General features: G+C 42.2%; 15 protein-coding genes, 2 tRNA genes and 3 rRNA genes. 2 read left to right on the forward strand and 18 right to left on the reverse strand.

What is annotated here, in order from left to right:
* Positions 1-48: 48 nt before the first annotated feature.
* The 7 genes from SJ2017_RS12850 to gmhB all read right to left on the reverse strand — a co-directional run bounded on the left by SJ2017_RS12850 (position 49) and on the right by gmhB (position 9710).
* Positions 49-2526 (reverse strand): EAL domain-containing protein, encoded by a 2478-nt coding sequence (locus SJ2017_RS12850; protein WP_080916023.1) that lies wholly within the window; start codon positions 2524-2526, stop codon positions 49-51.
* A gap of 864 nt (positions 2527-3390) precedes the next feature.
* Positions 3391-3506, reverse strand: a 5S ribosomal RNA gene (rrf, locus tag SJ2017_RS12855).
* 167 nt (positions 3507-3673) lie between these two features.
* A 23S ribosomal RNA gene (locus tag SJ2017_RS12860) occupies positions 3674-6565 on the reverse strand.
* Between the two features lie 319 nt (positions 6566-6884).
* A tRNA-Ala gene (locus SJ2017_RS12865) sits at positions 6885-6960 on the reverse strand.
* A 64-nt stretch (positions 6961-7024) separates the two neighbouring features.
* A tRNA-Ile gene (locus SJ2017_RS12870) sits at positions 7025-7101 on the reverse strand.
* A gap of 73 nt (positions 7102-7174) precedes the next feature.
* A 16S ribosomal RNA gene (locus SJ2017_RS12875) occupies positions 7175-8717 on the reverse strand.
* The 16S, 23S and 5S rRNA genes sit together here with 2 tRNA genes alongside, the layout of an rRNA operon.
* 444 nt (positions 8718-9161) lie before the next feature.
* The gene (gmhB, locus tag SJ2017_RS12880; RefSeq protein WP_065110554.1) at positions 9162-9710 is read right to left on the reverse strand and encodes a D-glycero-beta-D-manno-heptose 1,7-bisphosphate 7-phosphatase; all 549 of its coding nucleotides are present in this window, start codon (positions 9708-9710) and stop codon (positions 9162-9164) included.
* Positions 9711-9870: 160 nt separating this feature from the next.
* On the opposite strand from gmhB, the gene SJ2017_RS12885 reads away from it, so the two are divergent.
* Both SJ2017_RS12885 and SJ2017_RS12890 read left to right on the forward strand, forming a co-directional pair.
* Positions 9871-10542, forward strand: a complete 672-nt coding sequence (locus tag SJ2017_RS12885; RefSeq protein ID WP_055024625.1) for a GntR family transcriptional regulator — start codon at positions 9871-9873, stop codon at positions 10540-10542.
* A 60-nt stretch (positions 10543-10602) separates the two neighbouring features.
* Complete coding sequence (locus SJ2017_RS12890; protein ID WP_080916024.1) at positions 10603-11670, forward strand: ketoacyl-ACP synthase III; 1068 nt, start codon at positions 10603-10605, stop codon at positions 11668-11670.
* A 96-nt stretch (positions 11671-11766) separates the two neighbouring features.
* Here the strand turns inward: SJ2017_RS12890 and SJ2017_RS12895 are convergent, their stop codons facing one another.
* The 11 genes from SJ2017_RS12895 to SJ2017_RS12945 all read right to left on the reverse strand — a co-directional run bounded on the left by SJ2017_RS12895 (position 11767) and on the right by SJ2017_RS12945 (position 24496).
* Positions 11767-12456 (reverse strand): 3'-5' exonuclease, encoded by a 690-nt coding sequence (locus SJ2017_RS12895; protein WP_080916025.1) that lies wholly within the window; start codon positions 12454-12456, stop codon positions 11767-11769.
* 3 nt (positions 12457-12459) lie between these two features.
* Positions 12460-14331 (reverse strand): DUF294 nucleotidyltransferase-like domain-containing protein, encoded by a 1872-nt coding sequence (locus SJ2017_RS12900; RefSeq protein WP_080916026.1) that lies wholly within the window; start codon positions 14329-14331, stop codon positions 12460-12462.
* Positions 14332-14485: 154 nt separating this feature from the next.
* The gene (locus SJ2017_RS12905) at positions 14486-16204 is read right to left on the reverse strand and encodes a sodium:solute symporter family protein (RefSeq protein WP_080916027.1); all 1719 of its coding nucleotides are present in this window, start codon (positions 16202-16204) and stop codon (positions 14486-14488) included.
* 10 nt (positions 16205-16214) lie between these two features.
* Positions 16215-16481 (reverse strand): DUF4212 domain-containing protein, encoded by a 267-nt coding sequence (locus tag SJ2017_RS12910; protein WP_055024629.1) that lies wholly within the window; start codon positions 16479-16481, stop codon positions 16215-16217.
* A gap of 356 nt (positions 16482-16837) precedes the next feature.
* The gene (locus tag SJ2017_RS12915; protein WP_119969438.1) at positions 16838-17059 is read right to left on the reverse strand and encodes a hypothetical protein; all 222 of its coding nucleotides are present in this window, start codon (positions 17057-17059) and stop codon (positions 16838-16840) included.
* Between the two features lie 34 nt (positions 17060-17093).
* Entirely contained in the window at positions 17094-17891 is a 798-nt protein-coding gene (locus tag SJ2017_RS12920) for a DNA-binding protein (protein ID WP_080917479.1), read from the reverse strand.
* A gap of 5 nt (positions 17892-17896) precedes the next feature.
* Positions 17897-18436, reverse strand: coding sequence for a core component of ECF transporter (locus SJ2017_RS12925; protein WP_080916028.1), 540 nt, complete (start codon positions 18434-18436; stop codon positions 17897-17899).
* A gap of 23 nt (positions 18437-18459) precedes the next feature.
* Positions 18460-19197, reverse strand: coding sequence for an energy-coupling factor transporter transmembrane component T (locus tag SJ2017_RS12930; RefSeq protein ID WP_080916029.1), 738 nt, complete (start codon positions 19195-19197; stop codon positions 18460-18462).
* Positions 19194-20726: an ATP-binding cassette domain-containing protein gene (locus SJ2017_RS12935; RefSeq protein WP_080916030.1), complete on the reverse strand. Its 1533-nt coding sequence runs from the start codon at positions 20724-20726 to the stop codon at positions 19194-19196. Before SJ2017_RS12935 ends, SJ2017_RS12930 begins: the two co-directional genes overlap by 4 nt.
* A 3-nt stretch (positions 20727-20729) precedes the next feature.
* On the reverse strand, positions 20730-22775 hold the full coding sequence (locus SJ2017_RS12940) for a TonB-dependent receptor plug domain-containing protein (RefSeq protein ID WP_156003464.1): 2046 nt from the start codon (positions 22773-22775) through the stop codon (positions 20730-20732).
* A gap of 239 nt (positions 22776-23014) precedes the next feature.
* Complete coding sequence (locus tag SJ2017_RS12945) at positions 23015-24496, reverse strand: sigma-54-dependent transcriptional regulator (protein WP_080916032.1); 1482 nt, start codon at positions 24494-24496, stop codon at positions 23015-23017.
* Positions 24497-24585 lie beyond the last annotated feature (89 nt).

Genomic DNA, 24585 nt, shown 5'->3' on the forward strand with positions numbered 1-24585 from the left:
TAGTATTAGTGGCTAATAATGCGAAGATGACACCGATGTAAGACACCATTACATTTGGGGCAGTATTGGGGTCAGGGTTGCTGGTAATTGTGGCTTACTGAAAAAGTAACCTTGTGCTTGGTCGCATCCATTTTCTAACAAGAAAGCAGCTTGTTCTTTCGTTTCCACACCTTCAGCGATAACGGTCAGTTTTAATGCATGCCCCATCGCAACTATCGCTTTAGCAATCGCAGTATTGTTACTGTCATCTGGAATATCCGCGACAAACGATTGATCAATCTTTAGTACATTGATCGGCAATTTTTTTAAATAACTTAATGATGAATATCCGGTTCCAAAGTCATCAACAGATAACTGAATCCCCATATTTCCTAATCGCTTTAGATCGTTAATGACTTTCTCAGGCTCATACATCATACAACTTTCTGTGATTTCTAGTTCAAGTCGATTAGCAGGAAAGCCAGTGTCAGCAAGCACCTTTTCAACATCGTCAATAAAACTTGAACGTTGAAACTGCAAACTCGCTACATTTACCGCTAAATGACCAAATTGATAACCTGCTTCAAGCCAGGTTTTACCTTGCTTACAAGCCATCGTTAATACCATTAAACCGATTTGATGAATTAATCCAGTTTTCTCAGCAATCGGGATAAACTCAGCAGGTGAAATGACACCATGCTCTGGGTGTTGCCAACGGATCAATGTCTCTAAACCGACAAGTTTACTATCAAGCAGAGATAGTTTGGGCTGATAAACAAGATGAAATTGATTCTCTTGAATAGCTTCGTGCAGCGCACTTTGAATTTTTAAATGTTCAACAGAATTGAGCGTCATAGTTGAATCATAAAAAGTGACATTGTTACGTCCATTTTGTTTAGCAATGTGTAACGCTGTATCTGTATTTTGTAATAGCTGTTCAAAGTTTAATGTGTCATTTGGGAATACTGACACGCCCATACTTAGCGTAACTCTAATAAGCGGCCTATCATCGAACTTGAAAGGTTGTTCGATCATAGATTTTAATTTATTAATCTTACGTAAAATCAATTCATGTTGATGAATATCAGTCAGTAGAAGCACAAACTCATCACTACTAAGTCGAGCCACAATACAATGCTCACCACTAAGTTGAGATAACCTTTCGCCTACTTCGATTAATAATTTATCCCCAACGTCATGCCCTAAGCTGTCATTGATATGCTTAAAGAAATCAATATCAAAAAATACGACCGCTAATTGTGTTTGCTGATGTAATGCTTTTTCAACCCGCTTTTGTAGAATTGACCTAAACAATAACCGGTTAGGCAATTGCGTCAAAGTATCGTAATAAGAAAGATTTGCGAGTTTTTCTTCATTGCGCTTTTGAGTCGAAATGTCAGCAAACACTGCGACAAAGTAATTAATTTTATCTTCTTGGCTGTAAATCGCATTAATGGTGACTGACTGAGGGAAGATTTCGCCTGACTTACGTCGGTTCCAAATTTCACCATGCCACTTACCTTTTACAAGTAAGGTATTCCACATTTTTGAAAAGAATAGTGAATCGTGTTTGCCAGAGTTTAAAATTCTTGGATTTTGACCCAATGCTTCACTCCGCTCATAGCCAGTTATTTTACTGAATGCTGCATTCACCTCAGTGATATTGCCGTCGCGATCTGTAACTAAGACGCCTTCAACAGTGTTTTCAAATACACTTTCAGCTAATAACAGTTGCGTTTGGGTTTCTTTATGTCGAGCAATGTTACGCGTAATACCAATAATACCGACCAGCTTATCTTGGCTGTCATAGAGCGGCGCTTTTGTAGTTTCTAACCAATGTCGCTTGTTATTTTCATCAACCCGTTCGCATTCTCCGACAACAACTGGCTTTCCTTCTATTTCAGCTTGCCTATCACCTTGAACAAAGGAGTCAGCCGTATCAGAATCAAATAAATCGTGATCATATTGGCCAATAATTTCAGAATGTGATTTATTCCAAGCTATATCCACACTTTGATTACAAACAGCATATTGACCAGAGAGGTCCTTAATCCAGATATGTTCTTCAAAAGCGTTAATAAAATTCTGTAAATTAATCCCGTTTAAATGGACATTTTCATCAAATTCACATTGAAACGACAAACTTTGGGCAGCCATAAGCAAAGTCGCATCAACTTGTTGTGAATCATGGGTTAACTCACACACTGAGCAAATAAATGAAATGACTTGCCCTTCTCTGTCATTACCAAAATATACAGGAAGACTATAGAGCTTATAACGTTTGTCTTGGTGACAAAAATCGGAATGGTTTACGTTAAGCAGTGACGTTGAAGTATTAAAATCTTTGATAAGACTTTTGCTTTCTTTAACGACTAAATGGGTAAACTCAGAAACTGAATCACAAGGTAATTCAATCTGATGTTCAGATGTGATCAATAGGCTTTGCTCATCAACAGAAACGACATATACAGATGAATGTAATGCTTTGGCTGCTAGATCGATAGTTTGCTGCCAGCGGTTCACTGCAGCTTCTGTTAATTTATGCATTATATTAGCTAATCCCTACCAAGTGGTAGTCATCAATTCGCAAAGTATATAACCCCAAATTCAAAATTTGAATAACCTAATTCAGTATATGCTAACCAGATCATTATTGTGCCCAAACAAAATAAAACACACGCAACAAAAGTGCAGCAAAAAACTTACAACTACCTATCTATTTACGCTTTTGTGCTGCGGAGGTATCAGCAAAAAATACCTAAACGAACGCGTTATAAATAATAAAGCGACCCAATCTTATAATGAATGTAATGAAATTATCCCAAACATTCATGATCATACCTTAAGCACAAGATATTAATTCATCTTATTAAAAAGCAAATAGCGTTAAAAATCATGTTTATGTCACTTATTATTAAGAAAACTTATGCACTTAACGATGGTCTATTTTTGCATGGGCATACCGCCCACACTGTATATCGCTACATTCAACTCACTTAACAATCAGACACAAAAAAGCCCGTTACGTCAGTAACGGGCTATCTGCTCTCTTAAAAGAGTAATTAAGCGCTTGGCGATGAGCTACTTTCACATGGGTATATCAATCACACTATCAGCAGTTGATGTGTCTAAACTTAAGCTTTAGCTTCGTTCCTGAACCTGTTTACCTTAAATTACAGACACAAAAAGCCCGTTACGTGAGTAACGAGCTATCTGCTCTCTTAAAAGAGAAATTAGGCGCTTGGCAATAACCTACTTTCACATGGGTATATCAATCACACTATCAGCAGTTGATGAGTCTAAAATTGAGCTTTAGCTTAGTTCCTGAACATGTTTATCTTAAATTACAGACACAAAAAAGCCCGTTACGTGAGTAACGGGCTATCTGCTCTCTTAAAAGAGAAATTAGGCGCTTGGCGATGACCTACTTTCACATGGGGAGACCCCACACTATCATCGGCGCGATTGCGTTTCACTACTGAGTTCGGGATGGGATCAGGTGGTACCACAATGCTATTGTCACCAAGCAAATTCGGGTGTTAATCGCTTATCGCAATTAACTAAATTCGGAAAGCTGTTTGTTTCTTTGAGTTTTCTACTTTATTAAGCGCTTTATAATCTTCACTAAGTCTTACCTTCACAGTAAGTAATAAATCTAGTTACCATCAACTCAGATAAAACTCATCTGGGTTGTATGGTTAAGCCTCACGAGTCATTAGTACAGGTTAGCTCAACGCCTCACAACGCTTACACACCCTGCCTATCAACGTCCTAGTCTCGAACGGCTCTTTAGAGGAATTAAATTCCTAGGGATGACTCATCTTAGGACTCACTTCCCGCTTAGATGCTTTCAGCGGTTATCGATTCCGAACGTAGCTACCGGGCAATGCTATTGGCATAACAACCCGAACACCAGCGGTTCGTCCACTCCGGTCCTCTCGTACTAGGAGCAGCTTCCTTCAATCATCCAACGCCCACGGCAGATAGGGACCGAACTGTCTCACGACGTTCTGAACCCAGCTCGCGTACCACTTTAAATGGCGAACAGCCATACCCTTGGGACCGACTTCAGCCCCAGGATGTGATGAGCCGACATCGAGGTGCCAAACACCGCCGTCGATATGAACTCTTGGGCGGTATCAGCCTGTTATCCCCGGAGTACCTTTTATCCGTTGAGCGATGGCCCTTCCATACAGAACCACCGGATCACTATGACCTACTTTCGTACCTGCTCGACGTGTATGTCTCGCAGTTAAGCTGGCTTATGCCATTGCACTAACCGTACGATGTCCGACCGTACTTAGCCAACCTTCGTGCTCCTCCGTTACTCTTTGGGAGGAGACCGCCCCAGTCAAACTACCCACCAGGCACTGTCCCGAACCCCGATTAGGGGCCACGGTTAGAACATCAAAACTACAAGGGTGGTATTTCAAGATTGACTCCACTCCATCTAGCGATTGAGCTTCAAAGTCTCCCACCTATCCTACACATGTAGGTTCAATGTTCAGTGCCAAGCTATAGTAAAGGTTCACGGGGTCTTTCCGTCTAGCCGCGGGTATACGGCATCTTCACCGCAATTTCAACTTCACTGAGTCTCGGCTGGAGACAGCGTGGCCATCATTACGCCATTCGTGCAGGTCGGAACTTACCCGACAAGGAATTTCGCTACCTTAGGACCGTTATAGTTACGGCCGCCGTTTACTTGGGCTTCGATCATGAGCTTCTCCGAAGATAACCCAATCAATTAACCTTCAAGCACCGGGCAGGCGTCATACCGTATACGTCATCTTGCGATTTTGCACAGTACTGTGTTTTTGATAAACAGTTGCAGCCACCTGGTATCTGCGACTCCCAACAGCTTAGAGAGCAAGTCTCATCACCGTCAGGAGCGTACCTTCTCCCGAAGTTACGGTACCATTTTGCCTAGTTCCTTCAGCCGAGTTCTCTCAAGCGCCTTGGTATTCTCTACCCGACCACCTGTGTCGGTTTGGGGTACGATTCCTACTAACCTGAAGCTTAGAAGATTTTCCTGGAAGCATGGCATCAACTACTTCATCACCTTAGTGACTCGTCATCAGCTCTCAGCCTAATGTTCACCCGGATTTGCCTAAGTGAACAACCTACAACCTTAAACGCGGACAACCAACGCCGCGCTAGCCTAGCCTTCTCCGTCTCTCCATCGCAGTTAGCAAAAGTACAGGAATATTGACCTGTTTCCCATCGACTACGCCTTTCAGCCTCGCCTTAGGGGTCGACTCACCCTGCCCCGATTAACGTTGGACAGGAACCCTTGGTCTTTCGGCGTGGGGGTTTTTCACCCCCATTATCGTTACTCATGTCAGCATTCGCACTTCTGATACGTCCAGTGTGGGTTACCCCTTCACCTTCAACCGCTTACAGAACGCTCCTCTACCGCTTGCTCCTAAGAGCAAACCCATAGCTTCGGTGTATTGCTTAGCCCCGTTAAATCTTCCGCGCAGGCCGACTCGACTAGTGAGCTATTACGCTTTCTTTAAATGATGGCTGCTTCTAAGCCAACATCCTAGCTGTCTAAGCCTTCCCACATCGTTTCCCACTTAGCAATAACTTTGGGACCTTAGCTGATGGTCTGGGTTGTTTCCCTTTTGACGACGGACGTTAGCACCCGCCGTCTGTCTCCCGAGTAGTACTCACTGGTATTCGGAGTTTGCAAAGGGTTGGTAAGTCGGGATGACCCCCTAGCCTTAACAGTGCTCTACCCCCAGTGGTATTCGCTCGAGGCGCTACCTAAATAGCTTTCGAGGAGAACCAGATATCTCCGAGTTTGATTGGCCTTTCACCCCCAGCCACAAGTCATCCGCTAATTTTTCAACATTAGTCGGTTCGGTCCTCCAGTTGATGTTACTCAACCTTCAACCTGCCCATGGCTAGATCACTCGGTTTCGGGTCTACGCCTTGCAACTAAACGCGCAGTTAACACTCGGTTTCCCTACGGCTCCGCTATTCGCTTAACCTCGCTACAAAACGTAAGTCGCTGACCCATTATACAAAAGGTACGCAGTCACGGTCTCAAGAACCGCTCCCACTGCTTGTACGTATACGGTTTCAGGTTCTATTTCACTCCCCTCACAGGGGTTCTTTTCGCCTTTCCCTCACGGTACTGGTTCACTATCGGTCAGTCAGGAGTATTTAGCCTTGGAGGATGGTCCCCCCATATTCAAACAGGATGTCACGTGTCCCGCCTTACTCGATTTCATCTATGGTTAGTTTTCGTGTACGGGGCTGTCACCCTGTGCCGCTGTGCTTTCCAACACATTCCACTAACACCCCATAGACTTAAGGGCTAATCCCCGTTCGCTCGCCGCTACTAGGGGAATCTCGGTTGATTTCTTTTCCTTCGGGTACTTAGATGTTTCAGTTCCCCGAGTTCGCCTCATACAGCTATGTATTCACTGTATGATGACCACTTATGTGGCCGGGTTTCCCCATTCGGACATCGTTAGCTCAAATGCTTGTTACTAGCTCGCCAACGCTTTTCGCAAGTTACTACGTCCTTCATCGCCTCTGACTGCCAAGGCATCCACCGTATACGCTTAGTCACTTAACCATACAACCCAAATAAGTTTCAAAGAAACTTAAGTTGTACCGTAACTAGCTGGTTTATTACATAATTTGCATGTGAATTAACACTACACAAATTCGCCTTAGTTTTAGAATATTCAAGACACTTAATAAAGTGTTTTGAGAACTCAATGTATTACTAAAAAGGGATTAACTTCTCAGTAATACGATTTGTAATTAATACAACGACAGACATCATCGTATTAAATACTATCAGCTTTCCAAATTGTTAAAGAGCGGGCTTAAAAAAGCCAAAGATAAAACTGTCGTTTTATCTTTGGCGTCTCTATCCATGAGCAAGTAAATGGTGGAGCTATGCGGGATCGAACCGCAGACCTCCTGCGTGCAAGGCAGGCGCTCTCCCAGCTGAGCTATAGCCCCATTTACATGCAGTCAAACAAATTTACGTTAATACAAAATCTTGTTTAGGAGAAAACAAAGATTTTGGTGGGTCAGAGTGGACTTGAACCACCGACCTCACCCTTATCAGGGGTGCGCTCTAACCAGCTGAGCTACAGACCCAACGTAATTTGCTCTTACTTTCTATCAAGTAATCTGTGTGAACACTCAACAAACATTAAGTTAGTCGTATAGGTAAGGAGGTGATCCAGCCCCAGGTTCCCCTAGGGCTACCTTGTTACGACTTCACCCCAGTCATGAACCACACCGTGGTAAACGTCCTCCCGAAGGTTAGACTATCTACTTCTGGTGCAGCCCACTCCCATGGTGTGACGGGCGGTGTGTACAAGGCCCGGGAACGTATTCACCGTAGCATTCTGATCTACGATTACTAGCGATTCCGACTTCATGGAGTCGAGTTGCAGACTCCAATCCGGACTACGACGAGCTTTATGAGATTAGCTAGACCTTGCGGCTTTGCAACCCTCTGTACTCGCCATTGTAGCACGTGTGTAGCCCTACTCGTAAGGGCCATGATGACTTGACGTCGTCCCCACCTTCCTCCGGTTTATCACCGGCAGTCTCCCTAGAGTTCCCGCCATTACGCGCTGGCAAATAAGGATAGGGGTTGCGCTCGTTGCGGGACTTAACCCAACATTTCACAACACGAGCTGACGACAGCCATGCAGCACCTGTCTCAGAGTTCCCGAAGGCACCAATCCATCTCTGGAAAGTTCTCTGGATGTCAAGAGTAGGTAAGGTTCTTCGCGTTGCATCGAATTAAACCACATGCTCCACCGCTTGTGCGGGCCCCCGTCAATTCATTTGAGTTTTAACCTTGCGGCCGTACTCCCCAGGCGGTCTACTTAATGCGTTAGCTTGGGAGCCCAGTGCTCAAGGCACCAAACTCCGAGTAGACATCGTTTACGGCGTGGACTACCAGGGTATCTAATCCTGTTTGCTCCCCACGCTTTCGTACATGAGCGTCAGTCTTTGTCCAGGGGGCCGCCTTCGCCACCGGTATTCCTTCAGATCTCTACGCATTTCACCGCTACACCTGAAATTCTACCCCCCTCTACAAGACTCTAGTTCACCAGTTCCAAATGCAATTCCCAGGTTGAGCCCGGGGATTTCACATCTGGCTTAATGAACCGCCTGCGTACGCTTTACGCCCAGTAATTCCGATTAACGCTTGGACCCCTCGTATTACCGCGGCTGCTGGCACGAAGTTAGCCGGTCCTTCTTCTGTAGGTAACGTCACAGTAACAACGTATTAAGCTGCTACCTTTCCTCCCTACTGAAAGTGCTTTACAACCCGAAGGCCTTCTTCACACACGCGGCATGGCTGCATCAGGGTTTCCCCCATTGTGCAATATTCCCCACTGCTGCCTCCCGTAGGAGTCTGGGCCGTGTCTCAGTCCCAGTGTGGCTGATCATCCTCTCAGAACAGCTAGGGATCGTCGCCTTGGTAAGCCATTACCTTACCAACTAGCTAATCCCACCTAGGTTCATCCAATCGCAAAAGGCCCGAAGGTCCCCTCCTTTCCCCCGTAGGGCGTATGCGGTATTAGCAGTCGTTTCCAACTGTTATCCCCCTCGACTGGGCAGATCCCTAGGCATTACTCACCCGTCCGCCGCTCGTCAGCAAAGTAGCAAGCTACTTTCTGTTACCGCTCGACTTGCATGTGTTAGGCCTGCCGCCAGCGTTCAATCTGAGCCATGATCAAACTCTTCAATTAAAGTTTTTTTGAGACTAAGTCTCGGCTCAATGAATTCTGATTACATTATGCAGACTCGGAAGAATCTACATCCTGTTTGTTACATATTGCTATGAACACTCATCACTTTCGTGATTCAGAAAATATTGATAATAATTTTGATTGCTGCATTGTTTACGAGAAAGAAAGAGCAATTTCGATTAACTCAACACCTGTGAGTGTCCACACAGATTACTTGATAAATTGTTAAAGAGCGGACTCGGTAACTAGCGTTTGACGCCTTGTTCCGTGTCAGTGGTTGCGCATTATAGGGAAATCATTTTATCCCGCAAGTGCTTTTCTTAATTAATTTATAAAAAAACGCTCAAAAGCACACTTTTTAAACGTTTCGAGCTAAAATCCATCAAAAAAGCTCGTTACAGCACCTTTCATGGCAATTTTATCGTTAACTAAGAGATGTTTTTATTACGACTTTAAGAAAGCTGGTACATCGGCAATGCTGTCTACTACTCCATCGGCAAGCTCAATACCCGCTTCATCAACGACTTTACCACTTCTCACTAATATAGCTGTGTTAATGCCCGCTGCTTTTGCAGCTCTCATATCATCAGCTTTATCACCCACCATAATTGAATTAGCCATATCAATTTTTAAAAACTTTGCTGCATCAAGCATCATTCCCGGTTTAGGTTTTCGGCAATCACAATCTTGCTTATATTCCCCGAGTCCTTTTTCTGGATGATGCGGACAATAGTAGATGCCATCTAATTCAACACCTTTATCTGCAAAGTTCCAATCCATCCATTCGGTTAAATGGTGAAAGTCATCCTCTGAGTACATTCCACGAGCAATACCAGACTGATTAGTCACCACCACGATTTTATAACCCATTTTCTTGAATGCCAGGCAGGCTTCAAATACGCCTTCGATATATTCAAAGTCATCAACAAGGTGTACATAACCTTTATCAATATTAATGACTCCGTCACGATCTAAGAACACGGCTTTATTCACGGTACTATTACTCCTAAATTCTTTATTATTCTGATTATCCCATTACTGGAAAAATTATGCACTTGTATTATAAAAGGAAGATTTTTTAAGGTTGTACTTTATAAAGCGTTCAGTAAAGGTTACCCTTCCGTAGATATTTTGTGGCATTTATTAAGAAGTAATGAGTCAAATAACACCAATAATTCATAAAACACGAACTCAAGCAGTGGTAGAAGTCTTGCGTGAGCGCATATTATCCGGCTTTATCAAAGCAGGTGAGCCACTTAGACAATCAGCTATAGCTGAGCAGCTTAATGTTAGTCGAATTCCTGTGCGAGAAGCGCTTGTTCAACTAGAAGCTGAAGGATTAGTTAAATTCGAAGCACACAAAGGTGCAACAGCCACTGAACTTTCTGTTGAACAAGTCACAGAATTATTTGAATTAAGGGCTATGATTGAAACAGATCTTCTCGCAAAAGCCATTCCCAACTTGCAAGATGAAAATTTCGAACAAGCTGATCAAGTGCTGTCTCAATTAGAGACTGCATTAAAGGAAAAAGACTCTGTGGCCACATGGAGCGAACTCAATACTCAGTTTCATACCTGTTTATACGAAGCCGCTAACAAACCGCATACACTTGAAGTCGTTCATGGACTGAACAATAGCTGCGATCGCTATATACGCTTACAGCTATTATTAACAGGCGGAATTCCAACAGCAGAACGCGAGCATCGCGAACTGTTTGAGTTGTGCAAAAACAAAGATATCGATAAAGCGACCCAACTTTTACGCCAGCACATTTTAGGTGCAGCAAAGGCAATTAAGAAGCTAGTGATTCAACAAATAGACTAACTATTGCCTCTACGTCGTTTATCAAAAGATTAATTTAAAATTTATTTGAGAGAAAACCACATGCAGTATGCTCATATTACCGGTTGGGGAAAATGCGTCCCACCAGCAAAACTGACTAATGACGACTTAGCCACCTTCATGGATACTTCTGATGAGTGGATTAAGACACGTACTGGGATCAGCGAACGACATATTTCTCACGTTAACACATCTGAGTTAGCGACTGTTGCAGCGAAAAATGCACTCGCTGCTGCAGGTATTGACGGTAGTGAACTGGATTTAATCATACTTGCAACAGCAAGCCCAGACACCTTGATTCCTAATATTGCTTCTACTGTTCAAGCTAATGTAGGGGCAACATGCGGCGCTTTTGATATTAACGCTGCTTGTAGTGGTTTCTTATATGCCCTTGGTATGGGCAGCTCTATGATAAAAAGTGGCCAGAACAAGAAAGTGCTTGTTATTGGCGCAGAGCGATTATCTTTTTATCTAGATTGGTCACGACGTGAAACCGCCGTATTATTTGGCGATGGTGCAGGCGCTGTTGTTATTGAAGCTAGTAATGAACCAGGTGGTGTTTTAGGTTACGAGCTTAATAATGATCCAGCTGCACGTGATATCTTATCATCAGGGTTCGGCACCCAGATGGACCGATTTGATTCTGCATCTCTGGATTTCTTTATTAACCTAAACGGACAAGAAGTCTTTAAACGCGCGATTCATGGTATGGGTGGGTTAAGCACTAAGGTCTTAGCTAATTGCGACATGACCAAAGAAGATGTTGATTTAGTCATTCCACATCAAGCAAACGAGCGTATTATTGATACTTTAATTAGTCGAATGAAGATCCCTAAAGATAAAGCCTTCGTCAACATTGCGAAATACGGCAACACGTCTGCAGCGACTATTCCTATTGCGATTTGTGATGCATTAGAACAAGGCCGCATTAATTCAGGACAAACTATTTTATCATGTGCATTTGGCGCAGGATTAACATCAGCGGCTCTATTATTAAAATGGGGTGAGCGAACAACTCCGATTAATGCACCTACTGCGGAGCTGCCTCCGTGTGAAGTTTCAGCACTTGAATTAATTAAACCTGCAGTAGAGTTTTTTACTAAGCGTTAAGCATTTTTAACCTTTAAGTATTTAACCAAACTCATTACTAAAAAAACCAGCAAAGTGCTGGTTTTTTTTTATTTTAATCATCACAAATAACTACAGTTAAATTGATATGAACTCCGATACGGCAAGTTTTTGACTATCACCAATGGAATTCACTTGAGCAATAAAAAGCTCTGCACACGCAATTGCGTCAACCAATGCTGCATGACCTGAATAGGTAGGTAAACCATATCGCTGCCTGCAAGCATCTAAACGTAAGCTTCCCTCTTTTAATACATCATGCTGACGAAGTAGCCGCTGTTTTTCAGTCGCTAAAGTATCGATAAAGGGTAACCGAATTTGCCTGTTATACACTTTAGCCAAATGAGATTGTATAAAGCTAATGTCCATTGGTGCATGATGAGCTACCAGAATATGTCCCTGAGTACGGTCAATAAACCATTCCATCGCATCAATTAGCGAGGCTCCTTCAGACACATGCTGATCGACAATGCCATGTACTGTTGCACTTTGCCCTACACTCCCATCAATATTAACCATGCACTGCTGAGCTTTTGTTAAAGGGATTGAACATGGGATTGTATCTAATTCAATAGGCACAATGCCGATACTGATTATTTCATCTTTTAACGGGTCAAGCCCCGTCATTTCGAGATCAACGGCCATCAATCTCGATGTGGAAAGTGGTTTGTTTATCACATTGAAATACGCTTTTTGATAGTCATAAAGCTTATCTTTATGGCCAAACATTTCATAATGTAAACGTGCTTTAAGCCAGAGTTCATTCACAGGTTAAAAACTCCGCATAAATTTCATTCTAAGACCTGATTGAGCATCGTGAACGACTTTAAAGGCATCACGTAACTGATGACGCATTAGTGATGACATTTGTTGTGGTTTTAAATAGTTAGTGACGTTTTGTTGGCTTGTATATTGCTCTCCTTGATTTGAAAGACGCATATGAGCAATAAATTCAAGCGCATCGGCGAGGTTGAGTGCATCCTTACGGTTTATGATATTGGCATCCATTAATGCACGAATTCGTTTTGGTGTATTCACTTCGGCAATACCGGCACTTAGTGCATAGACTCTGGCAATATCATTGATTAATGCGACGCCTTTGTGCTTTAAATCCATTCCTTTCACTTCACTGCCATCACGCTCAAGCACAAACTTTCTAAAAAAACCTAATGGCGGCGATTCCACTAATGAATTACCAGCCATTCCAGCGAGAAAGATATCGTTATCTTTAGTACGTTCAAGTACATGACTTTGCAATTGATCAAACAAGCTTTGTGGACCGTATACGGCACGCATATCAAAAAAGATACTGGCATGCATTAACGCTTTAGGTTCAGGAGAATTTAACCAGCTTTCAAAATGTTTTTGCCATTTATCAAGAGGTAAACGCCATTTAGGGTTTTGCGCCATAATATCCCCGGGGCAATAGACATAACCACATTTATCAAGCCCTTCACAAACCGCATGGGTTAGCGCATTAAAATAACCTTTAGCATGTTCATCAGGTTCATGAGCAAGTAACAATCCATTATCTTGATCAGAACAAGCAGCTTGATCTTGTCTCCCTTGAGAGCCAAATGCTAACCAACAAAAAGCCATCGGCGCAGCCCCTAGAATTTGCTGATTTAACACAATTAGCCTACGAGTTAACGCATCGGTGACTGAAGTTAGCACCCGACCAACTTCTTCAGCTCGCGCATCGGCACTTATGAGGTTTTGCAGTAAAACAGGGATTTGTTTACTGACCTGAATTAAACTAGCAATGTCATGTTGCCGCTCAATTTCTCCTATTAGTAAAAGAGGTTGCGAACTTTGACCACGTAATATATCTGTACTGGTCAAAATGCCGACAGGTTTAGTAACTTCATCATCGTTCACTTCATTCGTCATTATCGGCAAATGGTGAATACCGTGCTCACTCATCAATAGCATGGCTTCGAATACGAGATCGTTTTCAAACAATACTTTGGGATTTGCAGTCATTGCTTGATGCACTGCTAATGTACCGTCAAACCCCTCAGCTAAAACCCGATTTCGCAGGTCTCTATCAGTTAATATCCCGATTAGTTTGCCGTTATCTATCACAAGTACCGACGATACCCTAGCGACACGCATTTTTTTAGCAGCTTCACTTACACTAGCGTAAGCATTAATCGTTAGGGGAACAGGTGACATCAAGCTGTTAATCCGACTCGTCGTTGTTAAATCCTTTGCCTTAAAACGAGCTTGATGGCGTAACCTTTTAGCAAAAGCACGATTAAAAAAGCGATCAAACTCTCGGCTTTCTTTTCTTAAGTAATTAAAGGTTTCAGGGTTTAAGTGATAAACCAGGCTATCTTCGAGAATTTGCACCTGATTACTGACTTTCTCACCCGATAACAAAGATGGAAAACCAAAATAATCCCCTTCTCCAAGTCTATCTAACAACTCACCTCCTTGATCCCGTACTTCAAAGGAACCAGAACGAACAATGTATAGCTGTGGATGAGACTCATCTAACGGGACCGTGCGGCTAGCTTTGCTGTAATAGCCAATAGAGAGTTGCTGACAACATCGAGCTAAGTCTGATGAAGATAAAGAATCAAATGGAATTAACCCACTGATAAATTGTGTGATCGGTTGAAGTTCACTTGCGTCTTTCATAACACTCCATCATTTTCTCACCTCGATGAATTCACTATATGAAAAACCACTGCATGACACTATTCGACTTATGGCCAGTAACTTGATGTAAAATAATGTTTGGTTAAAAACAAAAAGAGCGCCGAAGCGCTCTTTACCGTTCAAGTTCATCTTGTTAGTGATCTTGAGCGCCACCAGCTCCTTTAGGGAAGCGAATAGACTCAACCATCTCAACAACATCTTGTGGTACATCTTTAGTCACTTTACTAACAGCGAATGCGACACCAAAGTTAATGAACATACCTACCATACCGAATCCTTCAGGTGAAATACCTAAGAACCAGTTATCGCTGACGTTAGCTGCAGGGTTCACGAATTTGAAGTAAACGATATAACCAGCAGTAAACAGTAGACCCGTTAACATACCAGCAATTGCCCCTTCCTTATTCACAGTCTTAGAGAAGATACCCATAATAATTGCTGGGAATAATGACGATGCAGCCAGACCGAATGCAATCGCAACAACCGCAGCCACAAAGCCTGGAGGATTAATCCCGAAGTAACCCGCCATGACAACACCTAACGCTGCGGCAATTCGGGCATACTTAAGCTCCTCTTTATCAGAAATATTGGGCATTAAATTTTTCTTCAATAAGTCATGAGAAACAGACGTTGAAATTACCAATAGTAACCCTGCCGATGTAGAGAGTGCCGCCGCTAAGCCACCTGCTGCGACTAATGCAATCACCCACGCTGGAAGTGAAGCAATTTCAGGCGTAGCAAGTACCATGATATCGCGGTCAATCTTCATTTCATTGGTATCGCCTTTAGAATAATAAATGTTGCCATCGTTATTTTTATCATCCCAAGTAATTAAGCCTGTTTTTTCCCAGTTTTTAATCCAGTTAGGCGCACTTTCATATGACACACCTGTAGATTCTGGACCATTGATTGTTTCAATCATATTTACACGTGAGAAAGCAGCAAGTGCAGGAATTGTTGTATACATAATCGCGATAAATACAAGCGCCCAACCAGCAGATAAACGTGCATCTTTTACTTTAGGTACAGTGAAGAAGCGCACGATTACATGCGGTAAACCCGCAGTACCAAACATTAATGCGCCCGTAATAAAGAACACATCAATCATGCTCTTTGAGCCTTCCGTATATTGGGAGAAACCGAGTTCCGCTGATAAACCATCGAGCTTATCTAAGAGGTAAACCCCAGTCCCATTACCAGCAGCATCAACAAGCTCAGCACCAAAACCGATTTGAGGTAAAATATGGCCTGTCATCATCACTGAGATGAAAATGGCTGGTACCATGAAAGCAAAAATAAGCACACAATACTGTGCAACTTGAGTGTAAGTAATCCCTTTCATACCACCAAGTGCAGCGTAAAAGAACACCACTGCCATACCGATATAAACACCCGTTTCTACTTCAACTTCTAAGAAGCGGGAGAATACAACACCCACACCACGCATTTGACCTGCTATATAAGTAAAACAGATGAAAATGGCGCAAACGACCGCAACGGTTCGTGCAGCTTGTGAGTAATAACGGTCACCAATAAAATCTGGTACGGTAAATTTACCAAACTTACGTAGGTAAGGAGCCATACACAGCGCTAGCAGAACATAGCCTCCCGTCCAACCCATTAAGTAAACTGAGCCATCATAACCAGTAAACGACACGATACCTGCCAGCGAGATAAATGATGCCGCTGACATCCAATCGGCAGCAGTTGCCATGCCATTCATTACAGGTGGAACCCCACCACCAGCAACATAGAACTCTTTAGTAGAACCAGCACGAGACCAAATGGCGATACCGATATATAGGGCAAATGTGACCCCAACAATGAGATAAGTTAACGTTTGAACATCCATGATTTATTCCTTAGTCTTCGTGTACGTTATATTTTTTATCTAAAGCATTCGCTTTCGCTACATACACAAAAATCAGTGCAACAAACACATACATGGCACCTTGTTGTGCAAACCAAAAACCTAATTTAAAGCCCATAAAGGTAATTTCGTTCAAAACATCTACGAGTAAAATACCGCAACCAAAAGACACGAATGCCCAAATTGCGAGTAACCCCAATACTAAGCGTAAATTTTCACGCCAATACCCCGTTGCCTTGTCTTCATTTTCAAAAGCCATTGTGACTCCCCTGTCTTAATTATTTTTAAAGTCGTTAGTTAATCTAGCAACTAAAAATGTGACGACAATCACGACCTTAGTCTAAAGGTGAACAAAATCAAAAAAGAAAATCAACAATAAATCCCTACAAAAACAGCAATTTACAACGGAACGGTATAAATAAATGGTATACGAGAGAGTTATCTGAGTTAGACCAAGGTCGAATTAAAAATTGAAGAAAAGAGCTTGTGGGTATGCATATGAAGATAGAGAAACGGTGTAATTAGCAGTTTGTCGTACGTACATAATCATGAGAGTGACTCTCTGTCACTCTCATGGTCATAGTCATAATGAAGGGTGTAACCCTATCATTGGCATTAAGATATAACCGACATTCCTCTGCATTCAAAGCCTTCAATCAACCAGCGCCGCTTCATACAATTAAAACAGCTTCTAGGTACATCATCGATCATTTCATCTTCATCATCTTCCATAAAGTGATTGCAATGAAAAGCCGCTTGTTGCGCCATATCCGTGGCTTCATTTGTAAAACGAAACAGCCAACGACCTTGATCTAAATAAAACCAATTGGTGACCATAACTGACTCTTTATTAACCATTTATATTCGCTTATTAGTATTTTTTTAATTGCTGTTTTAAGGCGTTACGCCAATGAAACTCACCAGTCGTTTCATCTTGATGCTGGTACACCAATAACGCGAACTTATGATTGTGCATGACAGCTTTAATTTTACCGCTGACATCAATAAGCTCATCTTCATTGAGTAAAAAACCGTTTAACTCTATTACCGCATCTAAGCCAGTTAACTGCTTAATCTCTCTTACGCTTATGGTTAATTCAGAATGCGCGTCTTTTAGACCGACTTTAAGCTGGCCTTTCACACGTCCATCGTGTCCAGATAAACGTAAGCCCATACCCGCTATTGCACCAATAATTCCCTGACCCGTTCCGCCATGCTCAGATAAATCGACTCCAATTTCAGCTGCTAATTCATAAGCATCTTTCTTGGTTTTTACCAAGCGCTTTGCGTCTTGACCAAATGAAATCAATTGCTGAATGTCATCAGCCGTTATTAAGTCTTTATCAGCTATCGCTAGACCTGGATCAGCTGCTGATGCACACTCAGCGGCCAAATGTGCAATACAGATATCTTTGATTTCAGCTAATGCTAAGCCAGAGGTGACTTCAAAGCACATGGCACTATTATGTGATGTATACGGAATGTCTGGGTGTACAAATAATTGATGCCTTGTTACCCAAGTGGGTGAGTGAACGAGACTCAAACCATCCGAATCATTATCGAAACTTGCCTTTGAAAGCAATAGCTGCAGAATTTCCTCTGCAATCTCACCAGTCCCTTTTGTGCCAATATCATCAGTATCATCAATACAAATTAACCAAGTTCTAATCATTGTTATGACATCCTATTTCTTGTGATTAAATCATGGGCATCCAATCGATTAATAATGATTGGGACAAGTAAAGCACCAGCTATTGCAAACAAACCACCTTTAAAGCTGCTTAGCCCAAACTGCACAAGTGCAACTTGCGGATCCATTCCCACTAGCAGGTTTTGTATCCAAGATTTGCTTGCCCAAGCGATACTGCCAATAACAGCCAATAAAATGCAGCGCCAACGTAAACTAAATAAATTAGCGATAAATATGAGCGCTACATCCATCGCAAAAGCCGGTAATGCAAACTTAAGCAATATAAATGGTCCGCCTTTCCCGACGCCTAAGATCATGGCTAACAGGCCAGCTAACAGTCCGCATAACGTCATGCTGCCAATTTTATTCGTAGCGCCGTAGCAGACTAAATAAAATAAGCTCATTAAAAACATCGAGTGTCCTGTTAAACCTAGTTTCATTCGCATCATGCTTTTAATCGCCACCAACAAGGTGGCGCAAAATCCGATGAACAATGCATTTTGAAGTGTGAAGCCTTGCTTCATTAATGATTCTCCTAAATTAGACGTTAAATAAATGGCCAATGGGAATGATGCCTTTGCCTATCGAAATGCCTTTGCTGTGCAGACTTGGCGATATGTTTTGATAGGCTTAGTAGTTGAATTAGCAAAGGAAATAACACGCAGCGAATAAGCTCGACCCAATTTAAAGGGTTAATCAACTGTTTAGGCGTTATTCGGGCACCACGTAGACATTGGATATGATAAATATCTCGTACTTCTTGAGTGATATAAGGTAATAGTTTGATGGAAGTGGTAATAACGAACGCCCACTTACTTGGTAAAATAAAGCACAATACTTGGCTCATATGGTGTGACGTTTGAGTACTCGCAAGCCACCAACTCGGTAACATCACTAACATAATTCTAAGCACGACAATCAATGCTTCAATGACTTTATCGCTGCCATAAAATAAAACATATAAGCCGACAGTAATGACCAACTGAATAGCAAATAGTTTAAGCAATGGGCTTAATCGCGCTTTGTAAAAACGAGCATGAATAAGTAAAGCAATATTAATGAGCAAAATGTAGCTAAGCTGCGAAGTCGTCACTAAAAACGCACTGCTTGATAAGACAATACTAAACACCATGGCAAGCGCACACAGGCATTTGGCTTTAAAGGATTGTCGAAGCATTTTTGAATACTCGCACCCTTTAGTAGCCTGATTATCATTGCTTGAAGCCAGCTTATGACTCTTCATCATGTGATTTACACTACAACCTTGAAGTCGCTTTTTAGTCATAGGTTAACCTCACACATATCGGCTAAGGCAGGTTGCCTGCCTGAAGCTTGTCCCTTTTGAAAGGCCTGCCCTTGCTGAGAGAGCTGCTCGAGCTGAGAATCTTTCTCGTGCAGAAAGTACCGTTCGCGCTGAAAGCACTGGGTTAATTTCCCACCAGCAATCTGCCAGACTTTACTTAAGTGCGTTTTCATTATTGGCCTATGACTTGTTATAAGAATGGCTCCACCTTGCAAACAAAAGTCTGTCAATGCATCAATCACATAAGAAAAATACTGACTATCTAAACCCGCAAAAGGGTCATCAAGTAATAACACTTTAGGCTTCAAACAAAGTACTGAGGCTAAGGCAACTAAATGTTGTTGACCGTATGACAGCTTATGCGGGGATTGAGCCGCCAAATGACTGATATTGAGCTGAGTTAATATTTCACTCGCACGTGACACTGGTAAACCAAATCGCTTTAAACTAAATTCAACCTCTTGTTGCACAGACACTTCAAATAACTGTCTAGATGGACGCTGCATCAAAAAGCCCAGGTCCTGTCCAAAAGTACCAAGTTTAACCGGCTTGCCTAACATCAAAATCGCGTGCTGATTTTTATCATCAATACCGACAATTTGATTCAACAAGCTTGTTTTTCCGCAGCCATTTTCTCCAAACAACCCAACCATTTCACCAGCGTAAAGCTGCAACTCTTGGCTAAGTTCAATCAATGGCGGCTTATCAGTAAATTGAACCGTCAAGGGTGATATAGCTAACCTGATGTCAGTTTGTACAGATACCGTTATAGCTTGAACAGCTGGCATATTTAACCGCCAAAGTTCAGTATTTTCTCTCAGTTGTGGCTTGTTAGCTAAATGCGTTAAAGGGCAAGTTTCTGCTTTCTGAATGGGCGCTTTATCCTGTTTATTCAGCACGCCGTTTTTTAATAGCCAATGTGTATTGATAACTTGGGAGAATGCCGCAGAATGGTGCTCTGTCATCACGACACTTACCCCCGAATCCACAAGCTGTTTTAGAGCCTCATTTAACTCAACAACACCAGCATCATCCAATTGTGCCCATGGTTCATCAATAAAAATCACATTGGGACGAAGCACAAGCTGCGCAGCTAACATCAGCCGATATTTTTGTCCAAGCGACAAATTACTCACTTGCGTATCTAATGGTAAATCGAGTCCTACCTGCTGTAATGCTTGCAAAACAAGTTGCAGCATCTCAGGTGCAGGAAAGGCTAAGTTTTCTAAACCAAAGGCAACTTCTGCACCCACAGTTTCTCGAATAAGCTGTATATGGGGATCTTGCATAACGAGGCCTAAACGAAGGCCATCGCTATGTAATATCTCACCTTTAAAATCAAATTCACTTGGCATTGCCATCAGCTGTAGCAAGGAGGACTTACCTGCGCCAGTCTCACCACAAATACAGTGGCACTCGCCCGCTATCACGGTAAAGTTCAATTGCTTAAAAAGCGCTACAGATGATGACTGATGTCGAAAACTAACTTCATGCAATGCCAATAATGTCATTGGTTACAACTGCCAATTAATACCAACAAAGATCTGTCTGCCTGCTTGAGGCAATGCTTCACTTTGATAGTAGTTTTCATCCAGTAAATTAGTCGCTCGAATATAGGCTTCTAAATGATCCACCATCAATGGCTGCACAATATTGATATCAACTAATGTGTAGTTATCCACTTCATTTCTAACTGAGATTGTTTCACCTGAAATTTTCTCGCTGGTGTAATAAATTTGATCGGCAATATATTCAACGTTCAGGTTTACACTCATACCGAAATCGAATTGATAAAGGCCTTGGAATCTAAACTGATGTTTTGGTCGATACTCTAATTCGTTCATAAGATCATTATCAGAATCTTCAGCATCTAAATAGCTGTAAGAGACTGTCAAATCTAAGTCATCGAAGTATTCGTTTCTTACAGAAAAATCGACCCCTTTAAACGCGTAGTTACTGATATTTTGATAAACACCGTCATTGTCTTTGGCAATGTAGTTTTCAGCGTCAGTGTAATAGCCGGTAATATCTAAGCTGGTGTTATAAGCTAACCCTTGATTCAGACCTAACTCAACATGTGATGATTCCTCAGGCTCTAGCTCACTGTTACCTGATGATTGCGCATAGAGGTTTCTTAATGATGGAAAACGCACTTTACGAGCAATACCTGCATGCAGTTTACTGTCCTCAGTCACTCGCCAAAAACTAGAAAGTTGCGCCGAGTAATTAGTATCGTCAGCATCATCACGCTCTTGACTGTGCGCCGCACCACCGATAGTGACACCGTACTTACCGTCATTCTGGTACTGATATTCGACGGCCAGCGTATTTAACCAGCCATCCTTATTAAAATCATCACTTGAACCTGAACCATCGCCACTTCCAGAACCTGAACCACTGCCACTGCCACTGCCACTGCCACTGCCACTGCCAAGAATAGAGACGCTACTTGTATTAGCCTCGTAATTAACGGATTCCCAACTTTGCTTTTCGCTAATAATTGAGCCTGTTAATAAACCCGCTGTATCAAAATCAGCAATCAGCTGTAAGTTCCCGCCCTGCACCGTTGATATGCCATCTTGCGTAGAATCAATATCGCTGTAATCGCTACTGGTATAGACAGTTTCAAATACCTGACTTTCGTTATGGTAGCCATAGCCTCGTAACGCGAGACGATCAGAAAACTTATGTGCAAAGCCTAACTGAACAATGGTGCTTTCAAAATCATCAACTCGTTCAAACTTAGATTTACTGGTTCCTGTGCCATCCGTGCTTGGTTTACCCCAATTGCCAGACTTATAGTTTACATTTGCGCTCAACATCGTTTCATCAGAAACAAAGTAGCTTCCTTGGGCGTAAAAATTATCGACAGTCTTATCAGCATTTAAACGTGTATCACCACTTTGCTCATCCGTGTCTTCAAAATCTGATGACATCGGAAATCCATCAGTTTGCTGGCGGTTATAACTAGCAAAACCTTGCCACTTTTCACCGCTTCCAGCTAAGTTCACATTGCCATTTATTGTGTCATTTTCTGCGAACTCAAGGTTACCGGATACACTTGGAGCGCTATCGCCTTGTCGAGTGATAATATTGATCACACCACCCGCACCACCTGGTCCGTAAAGCACAGACGTTGGGCCAACTGAGACTTCAACTGACTCAATTTGTGAAGCTGGTATGACACTTGGATCAAACTGACCGTCTTCAGCATCATTGGCAGGAACACCATTAATTAAGTAAATAACATGGCGCGCTTTAAATCCGCGAATATCGACTCTCGGCGTTCCCTGCCCGCCAACTCGTACGTATATGCCAGGTACATTTGCCAGAATTAAGTCAAGACTTTGTGCGCCTGAGGCTTCTATTTCTTCTCGTGAGATATCCCAGTGAGCCATAGAAGACTGCGCCGCTGTAGGGCCTTCACCTTTTACAACAATCACCTCTTGAATCTTCAGAACGGGATCGCGTTCAATCGTTTCTGCATAGGTATTTAAGCTGGCTAAAATAGCAATGGATAACACTGAATAACGCAATGATTTTTGCGCAGGCTTGCTCATGTTCATTGTGCGACAACATCCTAATTAATAAGTCCTATTTGAGTGCGAGCATTGTTGCGATCGCAATCTAAAAACTCAACTAGGACCCATTAAAACTACAACCAACACGACAAAATCTGACAAATTGGAAATCAAAACCAAAAAAAAGGACAAAATGTCCTTTTAAAGTGCATAAATATCAAACTAGAGGCAAACTTGATGCAATCAGCATTTATGAATTAGTGATGAATTATTGGTTTTCAGTCTTTCGCCCATTCATTTAATTTTCTATCGATGGTTTTGCGAGAGATATTTAAGTGTTCTGCTGCTAATAGCTTATTGCCTTGGTAAATATTCATTACCCGCAAAATATGGGCTTTCTCGATGTGCTTAAGATCCCACTCAATGGGAAAGAAGTGCTGAGTAGATGAAGTAGCCTCGCTAATACTTTGCCTATCAGCCTGTTGGCAATCGGTATGAGGGTTTTGCTTAAAGTACTCATTGGGATGTACATTCATCATCAAACACTGCTCAACCGTATTTTTTAACTCTTGAATATTCCCTGGCCAATCATATTCTGTCAGGGTTTGATAATCAGTAATCCGCCACGCGTTAAAACGTGTGAGTAAATCTTCAGCAACAAAAACGTCAGTTGCAATCAATTGACTCACAAAAAACTTAACGAGTAAGACAATATCCTCAGAACGTTGATTCAAAGGAGGTAAATGAAGGTAGAGACACGCCAAACGATGATACAGCTCTGATGAAAAAGCCCCTTGTTGAACTCGCCTCAAGAGTGAAGAATGACTCAAACTGACTACTCTCAGCTTTAGAGTAGACAACAAACTAACTGAGTCTAACAATTGCATTAAAGCAATTTGACCAGTAACAGATAGACTATCCACATGTGTCAAAACAAGCTGTACATATCGCATTGGATTAGAGGTTGCTTTATCACAACCAGCTAAAGCCGTTTTCGTCAGCTGCAACTCATCACGGCAGTCTATAACAACTTGTTGGTAAGGACTGTCTGCCAACTGCAATAATTGATGAGTCGCTAACTTCTTACCGGTACCAACAAGGCCTTCGATCAATATAGGAGAATTAGATACACTGGCACTGAGTATGTTAGCTCTCATCGTTTCTGCAATGCTACTGTCACCAACAAGCTGTGAGTATGACTTAACGGGCTGACGTGTTTGCAGGGAAACTTGCTTAGATGACAATCGATAACGCTTACACCAATTCGCAATGATAGATTCTGAGTCACGATACTTAATCGGCTTACTTATAAAATCCTTCGCCCCCTTTCTCATCATGGCTAATATATCGTCAGCCTCAGGCACACGACTAAGCACAATGAAATGCTCTGGGTAACAATACTTATCATCAGCAGATTTAAGTTCGATGTTATGGGTTACAGCGTCAAATGAAGAATCGAGTATTGGAAAGTCACTGTTATTAATACCTTGATGAATAACATCACCTGCAAGATGTTGACGGTTTAGCAACTGCCAAAATGTTTCGACCAACTTGATATCGATAACAACCAAATCGAAATTGAATCGCCGAAAATTGACTACCGCTAATTCAAGCGTTCTTGCGTGCTGAATCAACCTGAAGTATCGAGATAATATCGGCTCAAGACTTTGCCAAGCACTTAAGTCCGGCTCAATCACCATGACAGCCATATCCAATTGCATTGGGTCAGAAACATGCTCGTTTAATTTAGCCTTATTCATTAACGGTTATCCAAGCGTAAGTCATCAAATATTATCAATTCAATCAGATAATCTGGATAAATATGATCTCAAAGCGCACATTAATTACA

The organism is Shewanella japonica (genome assembly GCF_002075795.1).
In the GTDB taxonomy this organism is placed as follows: Bacteria; Pseudomonadota; Gammaproteobacteria; order Enterobacterales; family Shewanellaceae; genus Shewanella; species Shewanella japonica.